The organism is Streptomyces purpurascens (genome assembly GCF_045040895.1).
GTDB lineage: Bacteria > Actinomycetota > Actinomycetes > Streptomycetales > Streptomycetaceae > Streptomyces > Streptomyces purpurascens.
The window spans coordinates 8,117,732-8,135,708 of the sequence record NZ_CP108341.1 but is presented as its reverse complement, the minus strand read 5'-3'; the positions used below and the strand labels follow the sequence as shown (position 1 = coordinate 8,135,708).

The following is a 17,977-nucleotide window of genomic DNA, read 5'->3' as shown; positions in this document are numbered from 1 at the left end:
CCTCCGGGCGCCGAATTTAGGTTAGGCTAAGCTAATCAACTCCAGGGGATCTGGACCGCGTTGGGCGCTCGGGGGGAGAGAGTCACCTATGGGTCTGCCGGCCATCGGCTCCTACCCCATGCCGGATCGCACCGCGATCCCCCGGTCCCACGTCTCCTGGCGGATCGACCCGGCACGTGCCGCGCTCCTGGTCCACGACATGCAGAACCACTTCGTCCGGGCCTTCCCCGCCGGGCGCGCCCCCGTGGTGGAGCTCGTCGACAACATCGCCGCGCTCCGGGAACTCGCCGACACCCTGGACATGCCGGTCGTGTTCAGTGCGGAGCCGGCCGGGCAGCCGCCCGCGCAGCGAGGGTTGGTCGGTGACATGTGGGGGCCGGGGATAGGGGACGAGCCGGATGCCGCGGCGATCGTCGCGCCGCTCACGCCCCGCCCCGGGGAGCACCTCCTGGCGAACGTGCGCCACAACGCCTTCCTGCGCAGCCATCTCGGCAGGCTGCTGCGCTCCCAGAACCGCGACCAGCTGATCATCTGCGGGGTGCACGCGCACCTCGGCGTCCTGCTGACCGCCGCGGACGCCTTCATGAACGACATCCAGCCGTTCGTCGTCGCCGACGCGGTCGCCGACTTCTCCGCCGAGGAGCACACCTTGGCGCTCCGGTGGGCCGCGCGCACCGGAGTGGTCTGCACGACGGACGGTCTGCTGCGCGCCCTGCTCCTGCACCGGGAGCGGAGGAACGCGTGACGCCTGCGGCGCGGAGCATCGGTGCCTTCCTCGACACACCCTTGAATTGGAGTGACTCCGTGAGCGTGACCCAAGCCGACCCGGTCGCGACCCGCTCTCCCCGCCTTCCCCAGCCGCCGGGAGAACTCCTGGGCAGCGCGGTCGTCGTCAAGTTCGGCGGCAACGCCATGGTGGACGCGAGTCTGCAACGGACCTTCGCCCAGGACCTGGTGGAGCTGTGGCACGCGGGTCTGCGCCCGGTCGTCGTGCACGGCGGCGGGCCGCAGATCAGCGCGATGCTGGACCGTCTGGGCCTGGAGACCCGTTTCGAGGCGGGCCTCAGGGTCACCACCCCGGAGACCATGGACGTGGTGCGCATGGTGCTGACGGGCCGGGTCCAGCGGGAGCTGGTCGGCCACATCAACGCCCATGGGCCCTTCGCGGTGGGTCTGACCGGCGAGGACGCGCACACGATGACCGCCGTACGGCGACCGGCCCGGGTCGACGGCAAGGCGGTGGACATCGGTCTCGTCGGCGACATCGTGGACGTGAACCCGGCGATGGTGCGCGCGCTGCTGGAGCAGGGGCACATCCCGGTCGTCTCTCCCGTGGCACGCGGTGCGGACGGGCAGGTCTACAACGTCAACGCCGATCTCGCGGCGTCGGCCCTCGCCGTCGCCCTCGACGCCGAGCGGCTGGTGATGCTCACCGATGTCGAGGGGCTGTACGCGGACTGGCCGCGCAGCACCGAGGTGATCGGACGGCTGACGGCCGGTGCGCTGGACGGGCTGCTGCCCGGGCTGGCGAGCGGGATGCTGCCGAAGATGGAGGGCTGTCTGCGGGCCGTCCGCGGCGGCGTGCGCAAGGCACACGTCCTGGACGGCCGGGTGCCGCACGCGGTGCTGCGCGGCGTCCTCGCGGAGACCAGCCCGGGCACGACCGTGGTTCCCGACACGGATTCTGACGCAGTGTCTGACTCCGTCTCCGGCTCGGTTTCCGGCGTGGTCACCACGTCCTGACCAGGATCCGCGCGTTGCGCCGCGGGTCCAGGGACTCCGCCCAGGACCGCGGCGCCAGGCGCGCGGTCGTGGGCGTGAAGCCGTAGCGGAGGAACAGTCCGCCACCGCCGGTGGTCGCCGTGAACAAGGCGTCGAGTGATTGGGCGCGCGCCATGGCCAGGACCGCGCGCAGCAGCCCTGCTCCCGCTCCGCTCCCCTGCTGGTGCTCCGCCACGCAGAAGTTGTAGACGACGCCTGCGGGTCCGACGCCATCTCCCCCGTCGGGATACGCCCGCATGCCCACGCAACCTTCCAGGGTGCCGTCCGGTGCCTCCAGTACCAGGAAGTCCGCGGCATGGGCGGCGTAGAGGGAGACGGGGCGTTCCCGCAGCGCACCCGAGCCTACGAAGGGCAGGGACAGGGCGGCGAGCGCGGTGGCATCGTCCGGGCGGGCGGTGCGCACCGAGGGCGACGGCGCGAGAGGAGTGTGCGGCAGCGCGGCAGGGCGCGGCGTAGCCGTGGTCAAGGGATTCCTTCCTCGGTACCGGACCCGGGATCAGACGCGCGGACGGCTCGGGCGGCCGTCGACGTACGTCTCGACCACCTCGATGTCTCCGATGCGGGAGGTGCCGACGCGCCGGGGATCGTCGCCGAGCACGACCAGGTCGGCGCGTTTGCCGGGGGAGAGACTCCCCAGGCTGTCCTCCCAGTGGCAGGCGTGGGCGCCGGCGACGGTGTACGCGCGCAGGGCCTCGTCGACGGTGATGCCCTCGTCGGGGCCGATGACCTGACCCGAGGCCGAGGCGCGCTCGACCATGAACTGGACGGCCCGCAGGGGCGATCCGTCGGCGACGGGACGGTCGGAGCTGCCCACCAGTGGAATGCCGTGGTCCAGGAACGACCTGCCCCGATACAGCCACGGTGCGCGTTCCACGCCCATGATCGACGCGTAGTCGTCGCCGAAGTACCGCAGGAAGTTGGGCTGTACGACCGCGCTGACGCCGAGTCGCGCGAAGCGCGGGAGCTGGTCGGGCCGGATCAGCCCGGCGTGTTCGATGCGGTGGCGTGCCCCGGGCCGGGGCCGGAGGCGCTGGGCACGGTCGAGGGCGTCCAGGGCCACGTCGGCCGCGCGGTCTCCGATCGCGTGCACGGCGAGCTGCCAGCCGGCGAGGTGGCCGTCCACGATGAGGTCCGCGAGCGCCTCCGGGTCGTCCTGCAACTGCCCGGTGTGGCCGAGCCCTTCGTAGGGGCTGCTCAGCGCGGCCGTACGGGCCATCATGCCGCCGTCGGTGTAGATCTTCAGCGCGCCCACGGAGAGCCGGTCGTCGCCGAACCCGGTGCGCAGGCCGAGGTCGAGGGCCCGCGGGATGCCGTCGGTCTCGTGTGCCGAGACCGGGCGCAGCCGGTCCCCGGAGACCATGAGCTGCACGCGCAGCGGCAGCAGCCCCTTGTCCCGGGCGAGTTGGTAGGCGCCGAGTTCGACGGGGCTGTGGCCGAAGAGCGTGCCGCCGATGCCCGCTTCGGCGCAGGCGGTGACGCCCTCCGCCAGGCAGGTCCGGGCCGCCCGGCCGATCGCCTGGGCCAGGTCCTCCTGGGAGTGCGGCAGGCGTAGGGCGCGGGCGGCGCCCATGGCCTGTTCGGCGAGGAAGCCGTTCTCGTGCGGGATGTCGGCAGGCAGCAGGTCCAGGACAGCGGTGTTGACGACGCAGCCGTGGCCGGAGTCGTGCAGCAGGAAGATCTTGCGTCCGTCGCTGACCTTGTCGAGGTCGGCGGCGGTCAGATGGCGGCCCAGGGCGCGCTGGTCGTAGCCGGCGATGCTCACCCAGTCGCCGGGCGCGCGGGTGCGGGTGACGGCTTCCGCGACGACCGCGAGTACGTCGTCGATCCGGGTGCGGCCGGCGATGCTCGCGGTGTTCTGCTTGAACCCGGTCCAGGCGAGGTGCACATGGGCGTCGACGAACCCGGGCAGCACGGTGGCGCCCTGCAGGTCGATCACCTCGCGGGCGGGCAGGGAGGTCACGGCCTCGTCGAGGCCCGCGATCCGGCCCTGCCAGATGCCCACGTCATGGGCGACCGGATGATCCGGATCCATGGTGAGGAAACGGGCGTTGGTCAGCCTGGTGCACAGCATCGGTGAGGTCAGACGTCCATCGTCGCGGCGAGGGACCGGGGGCGCAGGTCCGTCCAGTGGGTCTCGACGTACTCCAGGCACGCTTCCCGGGTGTTCTCGGCGAAGGCGATCGTCCATCCCCCGGGCACCTCGGCGAACGACGGCCAGAGTGAGTGCTGGCCCTCGTCGTTCACCAGGACCAGGAAACGGCCTTCGCTGTCGTCGAAGGGGTTGGTGCTCATGCTCGATGCCTCCTTGGAGGGCCAAGATTAGGTTAGGCTCGCCTAATTGATTGGAGCTTAGCCTTTGTCCCTTCCCTCTCACAAGGAGACATTCATGCGCCTGGTCGCGGCCGACATGGAGGACGCCGACGCCTTCGCCGGGTTCGGGCTGCCCGGCGCACCCGGCACCGACGAGTTCTGGGCGGCCGCGGGCGCGCCCGCCTCGAAGCCCGCAGGGGACGGCGGTTGGGTGACGCTGTTCCTGTGGCGCGGGTCGGAGGCGAGGGTCGGCTTCGAGAGCTGGTCGGAGCCGGTTCCCCTGCGGCGCTGGGCCGACTCGGACTGCTGGTACGCCGAGGTGCGCATGCCCGAACGGCTGCGGGTGACCTATCAGTTCCTGGTGGGCGACGCGGCGTACGCCGACCCGCTCAACCCGGCCGGTGCGGGCGGTGACCGGTCCATCGCGGCGACGCCGGACGCGCCGGAGCAGCCGCACTGGCCGGTCGTCGGCGCCGACGCGGTGCTGCCCCTGCCGCGTACGCGGATCCGCTGGGCCAGTGAACGGCTCGGGGGGCGGCGGACCGTGCGGGTCCATCCGGTGGGGGGCGGTGGGCCGGTGGTGCTGCTGCTCGACGGGGACGACTGGCTGTATCTGCATCCGGCCATGACCGCGTTCGACTCGGCCGTGGCCGCGGGTGAGGTGCCGCCGGTGACGCTGGTCTTCCTGCCGGCCAAGGACCGGGCCGAGGAGTTCACGTGCCGGGCCGGGTTGTGGGAGGCCGTGCGGGATGAACTGCTGCCGTTGGTGGTGGAGTCCGGTGTGCCCGCCGATCTCGGTCGGCTGGTGGTCGCCGGGCAGAGTCTTGGTGGACTGAGCGCGGTGTACGCGGCGCTGGAGTTTCCGGAGCTGGTGTCGCGGGTCGCCTGTCAGTCGGGGTCGTTCTGGTGGACACCGGGTGCCCTGCGGGCGGCTGATCCGTTGGGGGGTTCGGTCGGGGGTGTGATCGCTGAGCGGCTGCGGGCGGATGTTGATCTGTCGGGGCTGCGGGTGGCGTTCGATGTCGGGGAGCATGAGTCGCGGATGCTGCCGCACTGCACGTCGGTGGAGGCCTTGGCCGAGCAGGCCGGGGCGACCGTGCGGGTTTCGCGGTCGGCATCCGGGCACGACCGGGCGGGGTGGCGTCATGCGCTGCTCAGGGATGTGGGCTGGGCCCTCGGTGAGTAGGTGTCTGCGGGCCGGTGAGGGCTGGTCGCGCAGTTCCCCGCGCCCCTGACGGGGCGCGTTACCGCGCCACCGCCAGGCAGTACGCCTCGTCGTTGGCCAGGAGGTTCCGGTGCGTGTCCTCCGCCGTGACCACGCCCTCGTCCAGGACCAGCACCCGGTCGGCGGCGTCCAGGAATGCCGGGCTGCTGGTGATCACCACCGTCGTGCGGCCTCGGCGTAGCTTCGCCACGTTGCGGGCGACGAGTTGTTCGGTGACCGCGTCGACCGCCGTCGTCGGGTCGTGGAGGACGAGGACGTCGCTGTCGGCCGCCAGCGCGCGGGCCAGGGACAGGCGTTGACGCTGACCTCCGGAGAGGTTCGCGCCCCGGTCGCGGACGCCGTAGTCGAGGCCTTCGCGGTGCAGGGCGACGACGTCGGTCAGCATGGACGCCTCGACGGCCTCGGGGACCGAACGGCTGGTGCCCGAGGGGTCGATGTTGGTGCGCAGGGTGCCCGCGAAGATCTCCCCGTCGTACGGGTTCACGAGGAGGTGCTCGCGGACCGCCTCGACCGACAGGTGCGCCAGTTCCTGGCCGCCGATCCGGACGGCTCCCTCGTAGGTGTCGGGCGGGACGTTCACGGCCAGGACGGCCGCCAGGTCGGCCGCGGCGCGCGGCTGGTAGGCGGCGATGGCGACGAACTCGCCGGCCGCCACCTGGAACTTCACCTTGTTCAGGGACCCGTGGCGGACGCAGTCGATCTCCAGGTCCGCGCCCGGCGCCGGCCGCCCCGACCCCGGGGTCGTGACCGGCGGCGCCGACAGCACCAGCGCCATCCGCTCGGCCGACGCGCGCGCGATCATCACGTACTTGGGCATCTCCGAGAACAGCTTCAGCGGTTCCATGATGAACTGCGCCAGGCCCACGGCCATGACGAGTTCCCCGATGGTGATCCGGCCGTCGAACGCCAGCCAGCCCGCCGTCAGGGTCACGGCTCCGGCGAGGACCGCGTTGAGGGCCAGCGCGGTTCCCGCGTACACGCCGTTCACCTTGGCTACGGTGACCGCCTGGTGCCTCGCCTCGGTGCTGACCTTTCGGTAGGACCCGAACGCCGCGTGGTTGCCGCCGAATCCGTGCAGCGGGCGCAAGCCGGTGATCAGGTCGGCGACCTTCGCTCCGGCCCGCGCCACCCGGGCCTGCTGTTCCTGGGTGCTGCTGCCGATCCGCCGGGACATCACGCTCAGGATCGACAGGATCGCGACGGTGCCCACGATCACCAGCAGGCCGAGCCGGATGTCGGCCAGGCCCAGCGCGATCGCCGCGACCAGTACCGCGACCAGCGAGCTGATCAGCAGCGGCACCACCTCGATGATGTCGGCGGTCTGGTCGGCGTCCTCGGTGGCGATGGTCAGGACCTCGCCGGACTTGAGGTCGACGTCCCTGGCCACCGGTTGCAGGCCGCAGGCCGCGACCTTCACCCGCCAGCGGTGTGCCTCGGTCGTGTTGGCCTTCTGCAGGATCCGCATGCCGAACCGCCACGACAGCGACACGGTCGTGATGATCACGGCCAGCGCGGCGATCGACAGGGCGAGCGCGCCGAGGCTCCGGCCGTCCCGCATCGTGTGCTCGACGATCAGGCCGAGCGCGATGGGGAAGGCCGTCTCGCCGGCCTGGTACAGGCCCATGAGGACGGTGCCCCAGGCCATGGCGCCGAGGTTGCGGCGCAGGGCGGTGCGGAGGATGGCGGCCCCGGGGCGGGGCCGCTGCGTGTCAGTTGTCATCGAGGTGGCGGGCAATCGCTTCGGGGGTTCGCAGGGTGAACAGGTCTCGGATGGTGATCACTGGACCGTACTCGCGGCGGAGCAGGCCGATCAGCCGTACCGCCAGCATGGAGTGTCCCCCGAGGGACACGAAGTCGCTCACCGCGCTCACCTCGTCGTCGTCCAGGTCCAGTGCCTCGGCGAAGTACTCGCACACCACGGTCTCGGTCTCGGTCCGCGGGCCCCGCTCCCCCACCGTGGTCAGCGCGCCGAGCGGCTTGGCCTCGGGCAGCGCCTTGGTGTCAGCCTTCCCGTTCACCGTCAGCGGGATGCTGTCGACCTGGGCGTAGTGCGTCGGCCGCAGGAAGTCCGGCAGTCCGGCGCCCACGTCGGCGGCGACCGCCGCCAGATCCCCGCCGTCCAGCACGAGGTAGGCGGCCAGCCGGTAGGCGCCGTCGACCTGTGGGTCGGGCTGGGCGACGGCGGCGACGAACCGGACCGCCGGGTGGGCGGCGAACACGGCCTCGACCTCGCCGAGTTCGACGCGGTGGCCCCGGATCTTGACCTGCTGGTCGGTGCGGCCCAGGTACATCAGGTTGCCGTCAGGGCGGCGGACCACCAGGTCCCCGGTGCGGTACATGCGCTCCCCGGGCTGGCCGAACGGGCAGGCGACGAAGCGGTGCGCACTCTGGGCGGGCTGCCCGAGATAGCCGCGCGCGATGCCGATGCCCGACACGTACAGCTCACCGGGCACCCCGTCCGGCAGCGGCCGCAGCCACGGATCCAGGACGTACACGTCCGTGTTGTCGATCGCGACGCCCACCACCGGGTCCTCGCACTCGAAGGTGCCGACGCCCAGGGTGTTGATGGTGTACTCGGTGGGTCCGTACAGGTTGTAGCCGACCGTGCCCTCGGTCTCCGCGAGCCGCTGCCACAGCGTCGGGGTGACGGCCTCGCCGCCCAGCAGCACCAGCGCCGGCCGGCGTTCCGGGTTGTCCAGCAGGCCCTCGGCCACCAGCTGCTGCGCGTAGGTCGGGGTCACGTTGATGACGTCGATCCCGTGCTCCAGGCAGTACTCCACCAGTGCGGGCGCGTCACGGCGCAACTCCTCGTCGCAGATGTGCACTTCATGGCCGTCGGCGAGCCACAGCAGCTCCTCCCACGACATGTCGAACGCGAACGACACGGTGTGCGCGATCCGGAAGGTCCGGTGGCCGTGCTCCGCCAGCACCGGCTCGAAGATCCGCCGCTGATGGTTGATCAGCATGTTGGTGAGCCCGGCGTACTCGGTCACCACGCCCTTGGGCTTTCCGGTCGACCCGGAGGTGTAGATCGTGTACGCGGGGTGCCGCAGCCGGTCCGGGTCGTCCGGCGTGAACGTCACATACGGCTCGGCCTCTGGAAGGGGCCGGTCCAGTTCAATGAGTTCGCCGGTCAGCCGGGGCGAGACGGCACTCACGGTGAGGATCACGTCCGGGCGGGCGTCGTCGACGATCGCGGCGATCCGCTCGTCCGGGTGGTCCAGCTCCAGCGGCACGTACGCGGCGCCGACCCGCAGGACGGCGAACAGCGCCGCGATCCAGTCCAGGGAGCGCGGGATCGCGAGACCCACGGTCGTCTCGGGCCCGATGCCGCGTCCCGCGAGCACACCCGCGACCGCGCGGCTGCGGTCCCGGAGCTCGGCGAACGTCATCGTCGCACCGTGGGCGACGAGCGCCACCCGCTGCGGGTCGCGGTCCGCGGCCCGGTCGAACCGGTCGACGACGGTGTCCGTGCCGACGTCCGTACGCTCGCCCGGAGCGGGCTCGGGCCCCAGCCCCCGCAGCGCGCCCACCGGCCCGGTCGACCGGGCCAGGTCTTCGAGCACGCTCAGGTAGTCGTCGAGCAGGCGGCGGGCGTTGCCGCCGTCGCCGTCGCGGTACTCCAGCTTGACCGTGAGCCGGTCGCCGGGGGTGACGACCCAGGTGAACGGGTAGTGCGTGGAGTCGTCGGCCTTCACCGACGTGATGCCGTGCCGGGCGTTCATCTCGGCGAACGCGTCCAGGTCCAGGAAGTTCTGCAGCACGAACAGGTTGTCGAACAGGGTGTCGTGCCCGCTGGCCCGCTGGATCTCGCCGAGCCCCAGGTGCTCGTGCTCCATCGCCTCGACCCGTGCGGTCTGTACGGCCGACAGGTACTCCCGGACCGACTCGCCCGGCCGGGCCCGCGTCCATGTGGGCACGGTGTTGAGCAGCACGCCGACGATGCCGTCCAGGCCCTCGCCGTCGCGGCCGGAGACGGTCACGCCGAACACGGCGTCGCCGCGGCCGGTGTGCCCGCCGAGCAGCAGGCCGAACGCTCCGGTCAGCACCGAGTTCAGCGTGACGCCGTGCACCCTGGCCGCCTCCCGCAGCAGCTCCGACCGCTCGGCGGACAGCGTGTGCACGAGGGCGCGCGGCAGGTCGTCCGAGAGGGCCGGCGCCGGTCCGGCGAGCAGGGTCGGGCCGGGGAGACCGGCCAGGTGCTCCGCCCAGAAGCGTTCCGATACGGCGGGGTCCCTGGCGTCGAGCGCCCGGGCGTACTCCTCGAAGCTCGGCGTGGCCGGCATCGGGTCGAGCGGCTCGCCCGCGAGGACGGCACGGTAAGCGTCGAACAGGTCCCGCAGGACGATCTCGCGAGACCAGCCGTCCCACAGCAGCAGGTGGTAGCTGAGCAGCAGCCCGTCGCGGTCGTCGGACAGCCGCACCACGGTCAGCCGGATCAGCGGCGGCTCACCCGGGTCGAATCCCGTGTCGCGGTCCCGGGCGCGCAGGACGTCGACCTCCGCGTCCGTCGACAGGGCGACCGTACGGACGTCGACCCGCCGGCCGGCCTTGAGGACCTGGACGGGATTCCCGTCGTCGTCCGTGCCGAAGCCGGCGCCCACGACCGGGTGCCGTGCGATCACGTACGCCATCGCCTCGGCCAGCGCGTCGGTGTCCAGGCGCCGGTCGAAGGTGAACCAGCTCTGCGCGACGTAGTGTCCGGCCGTGCCCGCCATCTGGGCCTGGAAGAACAGGCCGCGCTGGAGCGGGGTGACCGGTGCGGTGCGCTCGGCCGTCGTGGCGGCGTCCGCGATGTGCTCCAGTGCGCCGCGCCAGTGCTCGGTGATCTCGTCCGGTATGCCCTCGGCGAGGGTGAACTCGGCGAGCAGAGTGCCGGTCGCCTCGTCGGTCCAGGCGTTGACCTCGACGGCGTACGGGCTGCCCTGGTCGCCGCCGGTGAGGTGCAGCGCCTGGGACTCGCTGCCCCGGCCGAGGTAGTTGAACAGCACCTGCGGGCGGGCGGTGAGCAGCGGGGCCGTCTGCGGGTTGAGGTACCTGAGCTGCCCGTAGGCGACGTGCGCGTCCTCGCCCGGCTGGCGTTCGGCGATCTCGCGGGCCGCGGCGACCGGGTCGGTGTGCGCGGTGAGCCGTACGGGTGCGATGGACGTGAACCAGCCGACCGTACGGGTGTAGTCGTGCTGTTCGAGGGCCGGGACCCGGCCGTGCCGCTCCAGTTCGATCGCGAGATCGGTGGGCGACGGCTGGACGCGGGTCAGCGCGGTGCGCAGCGCGCCGCACAGCAGCTCGGTGAGACCGACGCCGAGTGCGGCGGGGGCGGTACGCGTCAGGCGGTCGCTCACGTCGGGGGCGAGCACGACCGTGGTCTCGCGCAGTCCGCCGACCGTGGGCAGCAGTTCGGGCGCCTGGAGCGTGGTGGTCCAGTGGCTGAGGTCGTCGAGTGCGTGGGTGGAGTGGAGTGTGAGTGCGTCGGCGTACTCGGCGTACGACGTGGTCGGCGGGGCCAGGGACTCCCCACGGAGGGCTGTGGCCAGGTCGTCCAGCAGGATCAGCCAGGACACCGAGTCGACGGCGAGGTGGTGCACGGTGACCACGAGGGTGCGGGTGGCTTCCAGCCAGGCGAAGGCGATGACGTGCCCGGACTCGGGGTCGAGCTGTGCCGCGGCCTCGTTCGCCACTGCCGTCGCGTCGGTGGTGTCCGGGCGTACGACGGTGACCTCGTGGGCCGGTTCGGTGCGCAGGGCCCACACGCCGTGCGTGGTGCGCAGGTGCAGGCGCAGGGTCGGGTGTGCTGCGACGACCGCGTTCGCGGCGCGCCGGGCGTCCGTGAAGGCGGTGCCTTCTGGGGCCTGGAGGGTTCTGGCCTGGGCGAAGCGGGTGAGGGAGCCGCCCAGTTCGCGCTGGCGCAGGATGATCGGGGTCGGGGTGAGGGGGCCGTCCTCGCGGCGGGCGGGGACGGCTACCCGCGGTGTGCTCGTCGCCAGATTGCCGGCCAGTGCGCGGGGGGTCTTGAGCAGGAAGACGTCCCGGGGCGAGATCGGCAGGCCGAGTGTCCGGGCCCTGTTCACGACCGTGATGGCGACGATGCTGTCGCCTCCGGCGTGGAAGAAGTCGGTGTCGGCGTCTATGTCCGAGCCGGGCAGCGTCTGGATGAAGATCTCGATGAGGGTGGTGACTGCTGAGTTCTTGTCTGCGGGTGCTTGGGGGCTGGTCGCGCAGTTCCCCGCGCCCCCAGAGGGCATAGCCGCACGCTCGGTCAAGATCTTCCGGTCCAGCTTGCCGTTCACCGTCAGCGGCAGGGCGTCGACCGGCATAACCCGGCCCGGGACCATGTGCACCGGCAGCTTCGTGGACAACAGCTCGATGAAATCAACCGGCACCTGGCCCACCACATGCGCGACCAAGTGATCGCCGCTGCCCGCCACCGTGACGGCGACATCCACCACACCGTCGAGTTCCCGTACGGCGGACTCCACCTCGCCCAGCTCGATGCGGAAGCCCTTGAGCTGTACCTGGTCGTCGGCGCGGCCGGTGAACCGCAGCTCGCCGTCGAGGGTGCGGACAGCGAGGTCGCCCGTGTGGTACATGCGGGAGCCGTCGTCCGCGAACGGGTTCGCCACGAAGCGGCCGGCGGTGAGTCCGGGCCTGCCGAGGTAGCCGAGCGACACCTGGTCACCGGCGACGTAGATGGCACCGACCTTGCCGGGCGGCACCGGGCGGAGCCGGTCGTCGAGCAGGTAGGTGACCAGGCCGGGTATCGGGCCGCCGATGGGGCTGACGTCGTCGCCGGGGCCGAAGTCCTCGTCGGTGAGCACCCGGTGGGTGACGTGGACGGTCGTCTCGGTGATGCCGTACATGTTGACCAGCTCGGGCACGCCCGTGCCGTGCCGCTCGACCCAGCCGCGCAGCCGCCCGAGGTCCAGCGCCTCGCCGCCGAAGATGATCCGGCGCAGTGCGGGCAGCGGCTCGCCGGCGAGCCGGTCGGCCTCGATGAACTGGTAGAACGCCGACGGGGTCTGGTTGAGCACGGTCACTCCGCGCTCGCGGACCAGCCGGTGGAAGTCGACCGGGGAGCGCGTCAGCCCGTACTCGGGCACCAGCAGCTCACCGCCGTAGGCCAGCGCGCCCCACAGCTCCCAGACCGCGAAGTCGAAGGAGAAGGAGTGGAACTGGACCCACACGTCCCGCGGGCCGAAGTCCATGTCGGGCTGGGTGTTGGCGAGCAGCGTGACCACGCTGGAGTGCGGGACGGCGACGCCCTTGGGCCTGCCGGTCGATCCGGAGGTGTAGATGACGTACGCGGGGTTGTGCCAGCTCACCTCGGGCTCGGTGGGGTCCCCCACCGGCAGCTCGTCACCCTGCACGAGCACCCGGGCCGGCACATCCGCCCTGGCCAGCAGCTCCGTGAAGCGGTCGCGCTGCTCGCGGTCCACCAGGACGACCTGGGGTGCGGCGTCGGCGAGGATGTACTCCAGCCGGTCGTCCGGGTAGGCGAGGTCCAGCGGGACGTAGGCGCCGCCCGCGCTGACGATCGCGACCAGGGCCACGACCTGCTCCAGGGAGCGCGGGACGGCCACGGCGACCCGTTTGCCCGGCCCGACCCCGGCCGCGCGCAGGGCGGAGGCCAGTTCGTTCTTGGTGTCGGCCAGTTCGCCGTAGGTCAGGCACCGGGTGCCGCCGTCGAGGCCGCACTGGGTGACGGCGGTGGCGGCGGGGTCGCGGCGCGCGGCGGCGTCGAACAGGCCGCCCAGCGTCGTCGGGGTGATCGGTGCGGGACGTCGCCCGCTCTCGGGTGCCAGGTCGTCGACCAGGGCGTCCGGCCGGGTCAGCAGGCCGGTGAGGGTGTGGGTGAACGTGTGCAGGATCGACTGCGCTGTGGTCTCCCGCAGCAGTTCACCGTCGTAGATCAGGTTGAAGCGCGGTCGTCCGTCGAGGGCGCGCTCGACCACCAGCGTGAGCGGGTAGTGCGGGGCGCCCTCGTTGACGAGGTCGGAGACGGCCAGCGTGTCGTCGGACCGTCGCAGGGCGGCGACATCGGTCGCCACGTCGAAGACCACGAGGGTGTCGAAGAGGGAGCCGGCGCCGGCCTGGCGGCCGATCCTCGCCAGGGAGACGTGATGGTGCGGCAGGACCGCGCTCTGGTGCTCCCGCACCGAGGCGAGCAGGTCGGAGGAAGTGGTTCCATCGGCCCAACGGGCCCGTACGGGGATGGTGTTGATGAACAGGCCCACCATGTCCCCGATGCCGGGGACATCGGCGTCGCGGCCGGAGACGGTGGAGCCGAACACCACGTCGCTGCCGCGCAGGATGCCGCCGAGCGTCACGGCCCAGGCGCTGTGCACGGCCACGCTCAGCGGCACGCCGGCCTCGCGGACGGCGGCGTCGAGGTCGCCCTCCGGTTCCACGGCGGTGTCGGCGAAGCGGTCGGACGGGGTGTGGCCATCGGCTACCAGCGAGGGGCCGGTCAGGTCGGCGAGTTCGGCGCGCCAGACGCGGTCGCTCTCGTCGTCGTCGCGTCCGGCGAGCCAGTGCACGTAGTCGGCGAAGCCGCCGATCGGGTAGACGGTCCCCGGGGCGTGGTACTCGGCCAGCAGCGCGCGGAGCATCGGTGGCACCGACCAGCCGTCGGCGATGATGTGGTGCACGGTCTGCACCAGGACGTTCCGGGAGGCGGCTCGGACGAGCGTGTACCGCATCAGCGGGCCGGTGGCCAGGTCGAAGCCGGCGCGGCGGTCCCGCTCGGCGAGGTCGCGTATCTCCTCGTCGGTGATGCCGGGGCGGTCCAGGGTGGTGAAGGGGGCCTCGACGCCGCTCTCCAGCACGGAGACGACGCGGCCGTCGGCCAGGGCGGTGAACCGGGCGGCCAGGTTCGGGAAGAGCGTGAGCAGGCGGGTGGCGGCCGCCGCGAGCCGGTCGGCGTCCACCTCGCCGTCCAGGGTCAGGAGTTGCTGCTCGACGTAGGCGCCCGCCGAGTCGTCGTCGAAGACCGAGTGGAAGTACAGGCCCTCCTGCAGCGGGGTCAGCGGCAGGACGTCCCGCAGCGCCGGGCCGTCCAGGGCGTCGACGTCGGTCTGGGTGAGCGGCACCAGGGCGAAGTCACTGGGCGAGTGGCCGCCCTCGTCGAGTGCGGCGAGGGAGGCCAGGGCCACCCGGAAGTAGTCGCCGATGGCCGTGATGTCCGCGTCGGTGAACATGCCGTCGGGCCAGGAGATGGTGGTGACCAACTCGTAGTCGCCGGTGGAGGCTGCGGGTTCGGCGATCGCGTTGAACTCCAGGGCGCGCGGCAGGCGCATCTCCGGGTCGCGCTTCTCGCCCAGCTGGCCGGTGGTGCCCGCGAGCTGCCAGTCGCCGGGGGCGCCCGCGGCGAAGCGGCCCAGGTAGTTGAAGAGGACCTGCGGTGCGGGGGCGTCGAACTCGCTGCCGGTGAGGTAGCGCAGGGCGCCGTAGGAAACGCCGTTGTCCGGTACCCGGGCGAGGTCTTCCTTGACCGCCTTGAGGGCGGCGGTCAGATACGCGGGGGTGGTGAGGTCGGCCGCCGTGCCGGGGTCGACGGTCACCGGGAAGAGGGTGGTGAACCAGCCGACGGTCCGGGCCAGTTCCGGCTCGAAGCCGGCGGAGCCCGCCACGAACTGTCCTTCGCGGCCGTGGCCTTCGAGTTCGATGTGGGCGAACGTCTGGTCCTGGCCGAGGTCGCGGCGCCAGCGGGCGAGGGCGACGGAGAGCGCGGTCAGCAGGACGTCGTTGACGCCCGCGTGGAACTTCGCCGGGATGTCGCCGAGCAGGGCGGCCGTGATCTCGGGTCCGACCGAGACGGTCCGCAGCCGCTCGTGCGCGACGGTGTCGGCCTCGGACAGGGCGCGCCTGCCGATCGGTTGGTCCTCCCCTGGCAGGGGGCGCCAGTAGTAAGAGGAGTCCGCGTCGAACGCGGCGCGTTCCAGCAGCTGGGTCCAGCGCCGGAACGACGTGCCCACCGGGGGCAGTTCGATTGGCGTTCCCGAGGTGAACTGCCGCCAGGCGGTGGCCAGGTCCTCCATGAGGACCCGCCAGGACACGCCGTCGATCACCACATGGTGGGCGACCAGGACCAGTTGCCGTGCCTCACGGCGCCAGACGGCGCGCAGCATCGCGCCGCCGTCCGGGTCCAGCCCCTCGGTGGCGAGCGCGACGCACCCCTCGACCGGCAGATCACTCTCCTGCCAGGTCACGAAGGCCCCGTCCGCCTCCGGGATGTCGAAGCTCCAGTCGTCGCCGCGCACCAGCCTGGCGCGCAGCATGTCGTGGTGCCGGACGAGGGCCGAGAGGGTCGCGTCGAGGGCGTCGGCGGTCAGGTCCGCCGGGGTGTTGAGCACGACGGACTGGACGAAGCCGTCGACGGCGTCCGTGGTCTCGCCGAGCCACTGCACGATGGGCGATCCCACGACGGTTCCGGTGGCGACGTCGCCGTGGTCCGTGGTGGAGACGTCCTCACGGCTCGCGACCGCCGCCAGGGCGCCCACGGTGCTGTGGGTGAAGATCTGCCGTGCCGTGACGTGGAGGCCCTCGTCGCGCAGCGCGCTCAGCAGGGAGATCGCCAGGATGCTGTCTCCGCCGAGCTGGAAGAAGTCCTGGTCGACACCGACCTCGTCGAGCCGCAGCACCTGCGCGACCGCGGCGCACACCGCGCGTTCGTCGTCGGTGGTGGGCCTCACGAGCGAGCCGGTGTCGATCGTGGGCTCGGGCAGGGCGTTGCGGTCGAGCTTGCCGTTGGCGGTGAGCGGGAACTCCTCCATCACGACGAGGTGGGTCGGCACCATGTACTCGACCATGTGCTCGCCGGCCCACGCCTTGACCTCGTCCGCCCGCAGGTCCTCGCCGCCGGCGGCCGGGATGACGTAGCCGACCAGGTAGGTGCCGCCCGCCGAGTTCTTCTTGGCGACGACGCAGGTGTGCCGGACCCGGGGGTGTTCGGCGAGACCGGCCTCGACGTCTTCTATCTCCAGCCGCATGCCGCGGATCTTGATCTGGTTGTCGGCCCGGCCGAGGAAGTCGAGTGATCCGTCCGGGGCGAACCGCGCTAGGTCACCGGTGCGGTACAGCCGGGAGCCGTCGTCCGCGAAGGGGTTGGCCACGAACCGGGACGCGGTCAGGCCGGGGGCGCCCACGTATCCGCGGCCCAGGAGGAAGCCGCCCACGTACAGTTCGCCGCCGACCCCGACCGGGACCGGGCGCAGTTCCTCGTCCAGGACGTACAGCTGGGTGTTGGGGTTGGCCTTGCCGATCGACGTCGACAGGCGTTCCGCGGCGCCCCGGTAGATGACGTGCGAGACGCCGATCGTCGTCTCGGCGGGGCCGTAGCCGTGGTACATGGGGATGTCGAGCTTGGTGCGGAACCGCTCGTACAGCTCGGGGGTGAGCACCTCGCCGCCGCACCACACGTGCCGCAGGCTGTCCAGGCGGCCGGTGTCGCCCGCCATCTCCAGCAGCACGTCCAGCATGGACGACACCAGGTAGGTGAAGGTGACGCGCTGCTCGGCGATGACGCTCAGCAGATGGTGCGGGTCGCGTTCGCCGCCGGTCCGCAGGACCACCAGCCTGCCGCCGGAGACCAGGGGCAGGAAGATCTCGTTGATGGATATGTCGAAGGACAGCGGCGCCTTGAACAGTGACGCGTCGTCGTGGCCGAAGCCCAGGATCTCGTTCACCTGCCACAGCAGGCGCTCGCTGATCGCCTCGTGCCGGATCATCGCGCCCTTGGGCCGCCCGGTGGAACCGGACGTGAAGATGACATAGGCCAGGGCGTCGCCGAGGACGGTGACGCCGGTGCCCTCGGCGGGGTAGGAGGCGTACCCCCAGGCGCCGAGGTCGACGGCCACGGCCTCCGGTTCGGCCGGGTCGTGCTCGCCCGAGGCGTTGAGCTGCAGGACGACCCGGGCGTCCTCGATGACAACGGCCCGGCGCGCGGCGGGCCACTGCGGGTCGAGCGGCACGAACGCGCATCCGGCCTGGAGCGCGGCGAGCAGCCCGATCACCATGTCGGCGGAGCGGGCCAGGGAGATACCGACGACCTGTTCGTGGCCCAGTCCGCGTGCGATGAGGTGGTGGGCCAGCTGGCTGGAGAGCTCGGCTGCCTGACGGTAGGTCAGCGACCGGTGCTCGTCGACGACAGCGACGGCGTCCGGTCTGGCCAGCGCCTGCTCCCGGAACATCTCGACGATGGTCGGCCGGACCCGGTCGGCCTCGTTGTCGTTCCACTCGGCGAGGGTCCGCAGCCGGGCGGCCACACTGGACGGGCCGATGGTGCCGAGGGGCCGGTCCGGGAAGTCGGCCAGGTCGTCCAGCGCGAGCTGCGCGTCGGCCGGCGTGACGCCGTCCGGGACGGTGATGCTCCGGCCGTCCGGGCTCACGTCCCAGCCACCGGGCGCCGTACCGCCGTTGTCGACCCATCCGAGGACGTCGGCGAAGAGCGTGCCGGGCGCGAGGTCGATACCGTCGGGGCTCTGCCCCGTCGCCCAGTACGACAGACCGATGGCGCAGGCTTCGGCGATGGTCCGGTCCGGGTAGTCACCGGTGCGCCGGCGGACCTCTGCCAGTCGGGTGGGAGAAAGCAGTGCGAGACGAGCGCGCGGTTCCATCATCGAAGACTCAGCGTCCCTTCCAGAATGTGGAGTTAGGCTAACCTAA

Annotated in this window: 8 protein-coding genes; 3 read left to right on the top strand and 5 right to left on the bottom strand. The window is 71.8% G+C overall.

Annotation, left to right across the window (positions count from 1 at the left end):
* The first annotated feature begins 88 nt into the window (after positions 1-88).
* Positions 89-745: an isochorismatase family protein gene (locus OHU35_RS36945; RefSeq protein WP_359889765.1), complete on the top strand. Its 657-nt coding sequence runs from the start codon at positions 89-91 to the stop codon at positions 743-745.
* 128 nt (positions 746-873) lie between these two features.
* Entirely contained in the window at positions 874-1,743 is an 870-nt protein-coding gene (gene argB, locus OHU35_RS36940; RefSeq protein WP_405509396.1) for an acetylglutamate kinase, read from the top strand.
* On the opposite strand, the gene OHU35_RS36935 is transcribed toward argB, so the two are convergent.
* Genes OHU35_RS36935 through OHU35_RS36925 form a run of 3 tightly spaced genes read right to left on the bottom strand, consistent with a single transcriptional unit; the run spans position 1,730 to position 4,074 of the window.
* A complete protein-coding gene (locus OHU35_RS36935; protein WP_405508396.1) occupies positions 1,730-2,248 on the bottom strand; it encodes a GNAT family N-acetyltransferase in 519 nt (172 codons plus the stop codon). The genes argB and OHU35_RS36935 overlap by 14 nt on opposite strands.
* Before the next feature lie 30 nt (positions 2,249-2,278).
* On the bottom strand, positions 2,279-3,853 hold the full coding sequence (locus OHU35_RS36930; RefSeq protein WP_405508395.1) for an amidohydrolase: 1,575 nt from the start codon (positions 3,851-3,853) through the stop codon (positions 2,279-2,281).
* Positions 3,854-3,861: 8 nt separating this feature from the next.
* Positions 3,862-4,074, bottom strand: coding sequence for an MbtH family protein (locus tag OHU35_RS36925; RefSeq protein WP_189722598.1), 213 nt, complete (start codon positions 4,072-4,074; stop codon positions 3,862-3,864).
* Between the two features lie 94 nt (positions 4,075-4,168).
* Here OHU35_RS36925 and OHU35_RS36920 point away from each other — a divergent pair, with 94 nt between their 5' ends.
* Positions 4,169-5,278, top strand: coding sequence for an alpha/beta hydrolase-fold protein (locus OHU35_RS36920; RefSeq protein WP_405508393.1), 1,110 nt, complete (start codon positions 4,169-4,171; stop codon positions 5,276-5,278).
* Positions 5,279-5,336: 58 nt separating this feature from the next.
* On the opposite strand, the gene OHU35_RS36915 is transcribed toward OHU35_RS36920, so the two are convergent.
* Both OHU35_RS36915 and OHU35_RS36910 read right to left on the bottom strand, forming a co-directional pair.
* On the bottom strand, positions 5,337-7,037 hold the full coding sequence (locus OHU35_RS36915) for an ABC transporter ATP-binding protein (RefSeq protein WP_359889754.1): 1,701 nt from the start codon (positions 7,035-7,037) through the stop codon (positions 5,337-5,339).
* Positions 7,027-17,931, bottom strand: a complete 10,905-nt coding sequence (locus OHU35_RS36910; RefSeq protein ID WP_405508391.1) for an amino acid adenylation domain-containing protein — start codon at positions 17,929-17,931, stop codon at positions 7,027-7,029. The genes OHU35_RS36915 and OHU35_RS36910 overlap by 11 nt, the downstream gene beginning before the upstream one ends.
* Positions 17,932-17,977: the final 46 nt, after the last annotated feature.

Excerpts from the sequence above, each read along its gene's own strand:
- OHU35_RS36945 (WP_359889765.1), top strand. The coding sequence starts at position 89 with ATGGGTCTGCCGGCCATCGGCTCCTACCCCATGCCGGATCGCACCGCG.
- OHU35_RS36930 (WP_405508395.1), bottom strand. The coding sequence starts at position 3,853 with ATGCTGTGCACCAGGCTGACCAACGCCCGTTTCCTCACCATGGATCCG.
- OHU35_RS36925 (WP_189722598.1), bottom strand. The coding sequence starts at position 4,074 with ATGAGCACCAACCCCTTCGACGACAGCGAAGGCCGTTTCCTGGTCCTG.
- OHU35_RS36920 (WP_405508393.1), top strand. The coding sequence starts at position 4,169 with ATGCGCCTGGTCGCGGCCGACATGGAGGACGCCGACGCCTTCGCCGGG.
- OHU35_RS36915 (WP_359889754.1), bottom strand. The coding sequence starts at position 7,037 with ATGACAACTGACACGCAGCGGCCCCGCCCCGGGGCCGCCATCCTCCGC.
- OHU35_RS36910 (WP_405508391.1), bottom strand. The coding sequence starts at position 17,931 with ATGATGGAACCGCGCGCTCGTCTCGCACTGCTTTCTCCCACCCGACTG.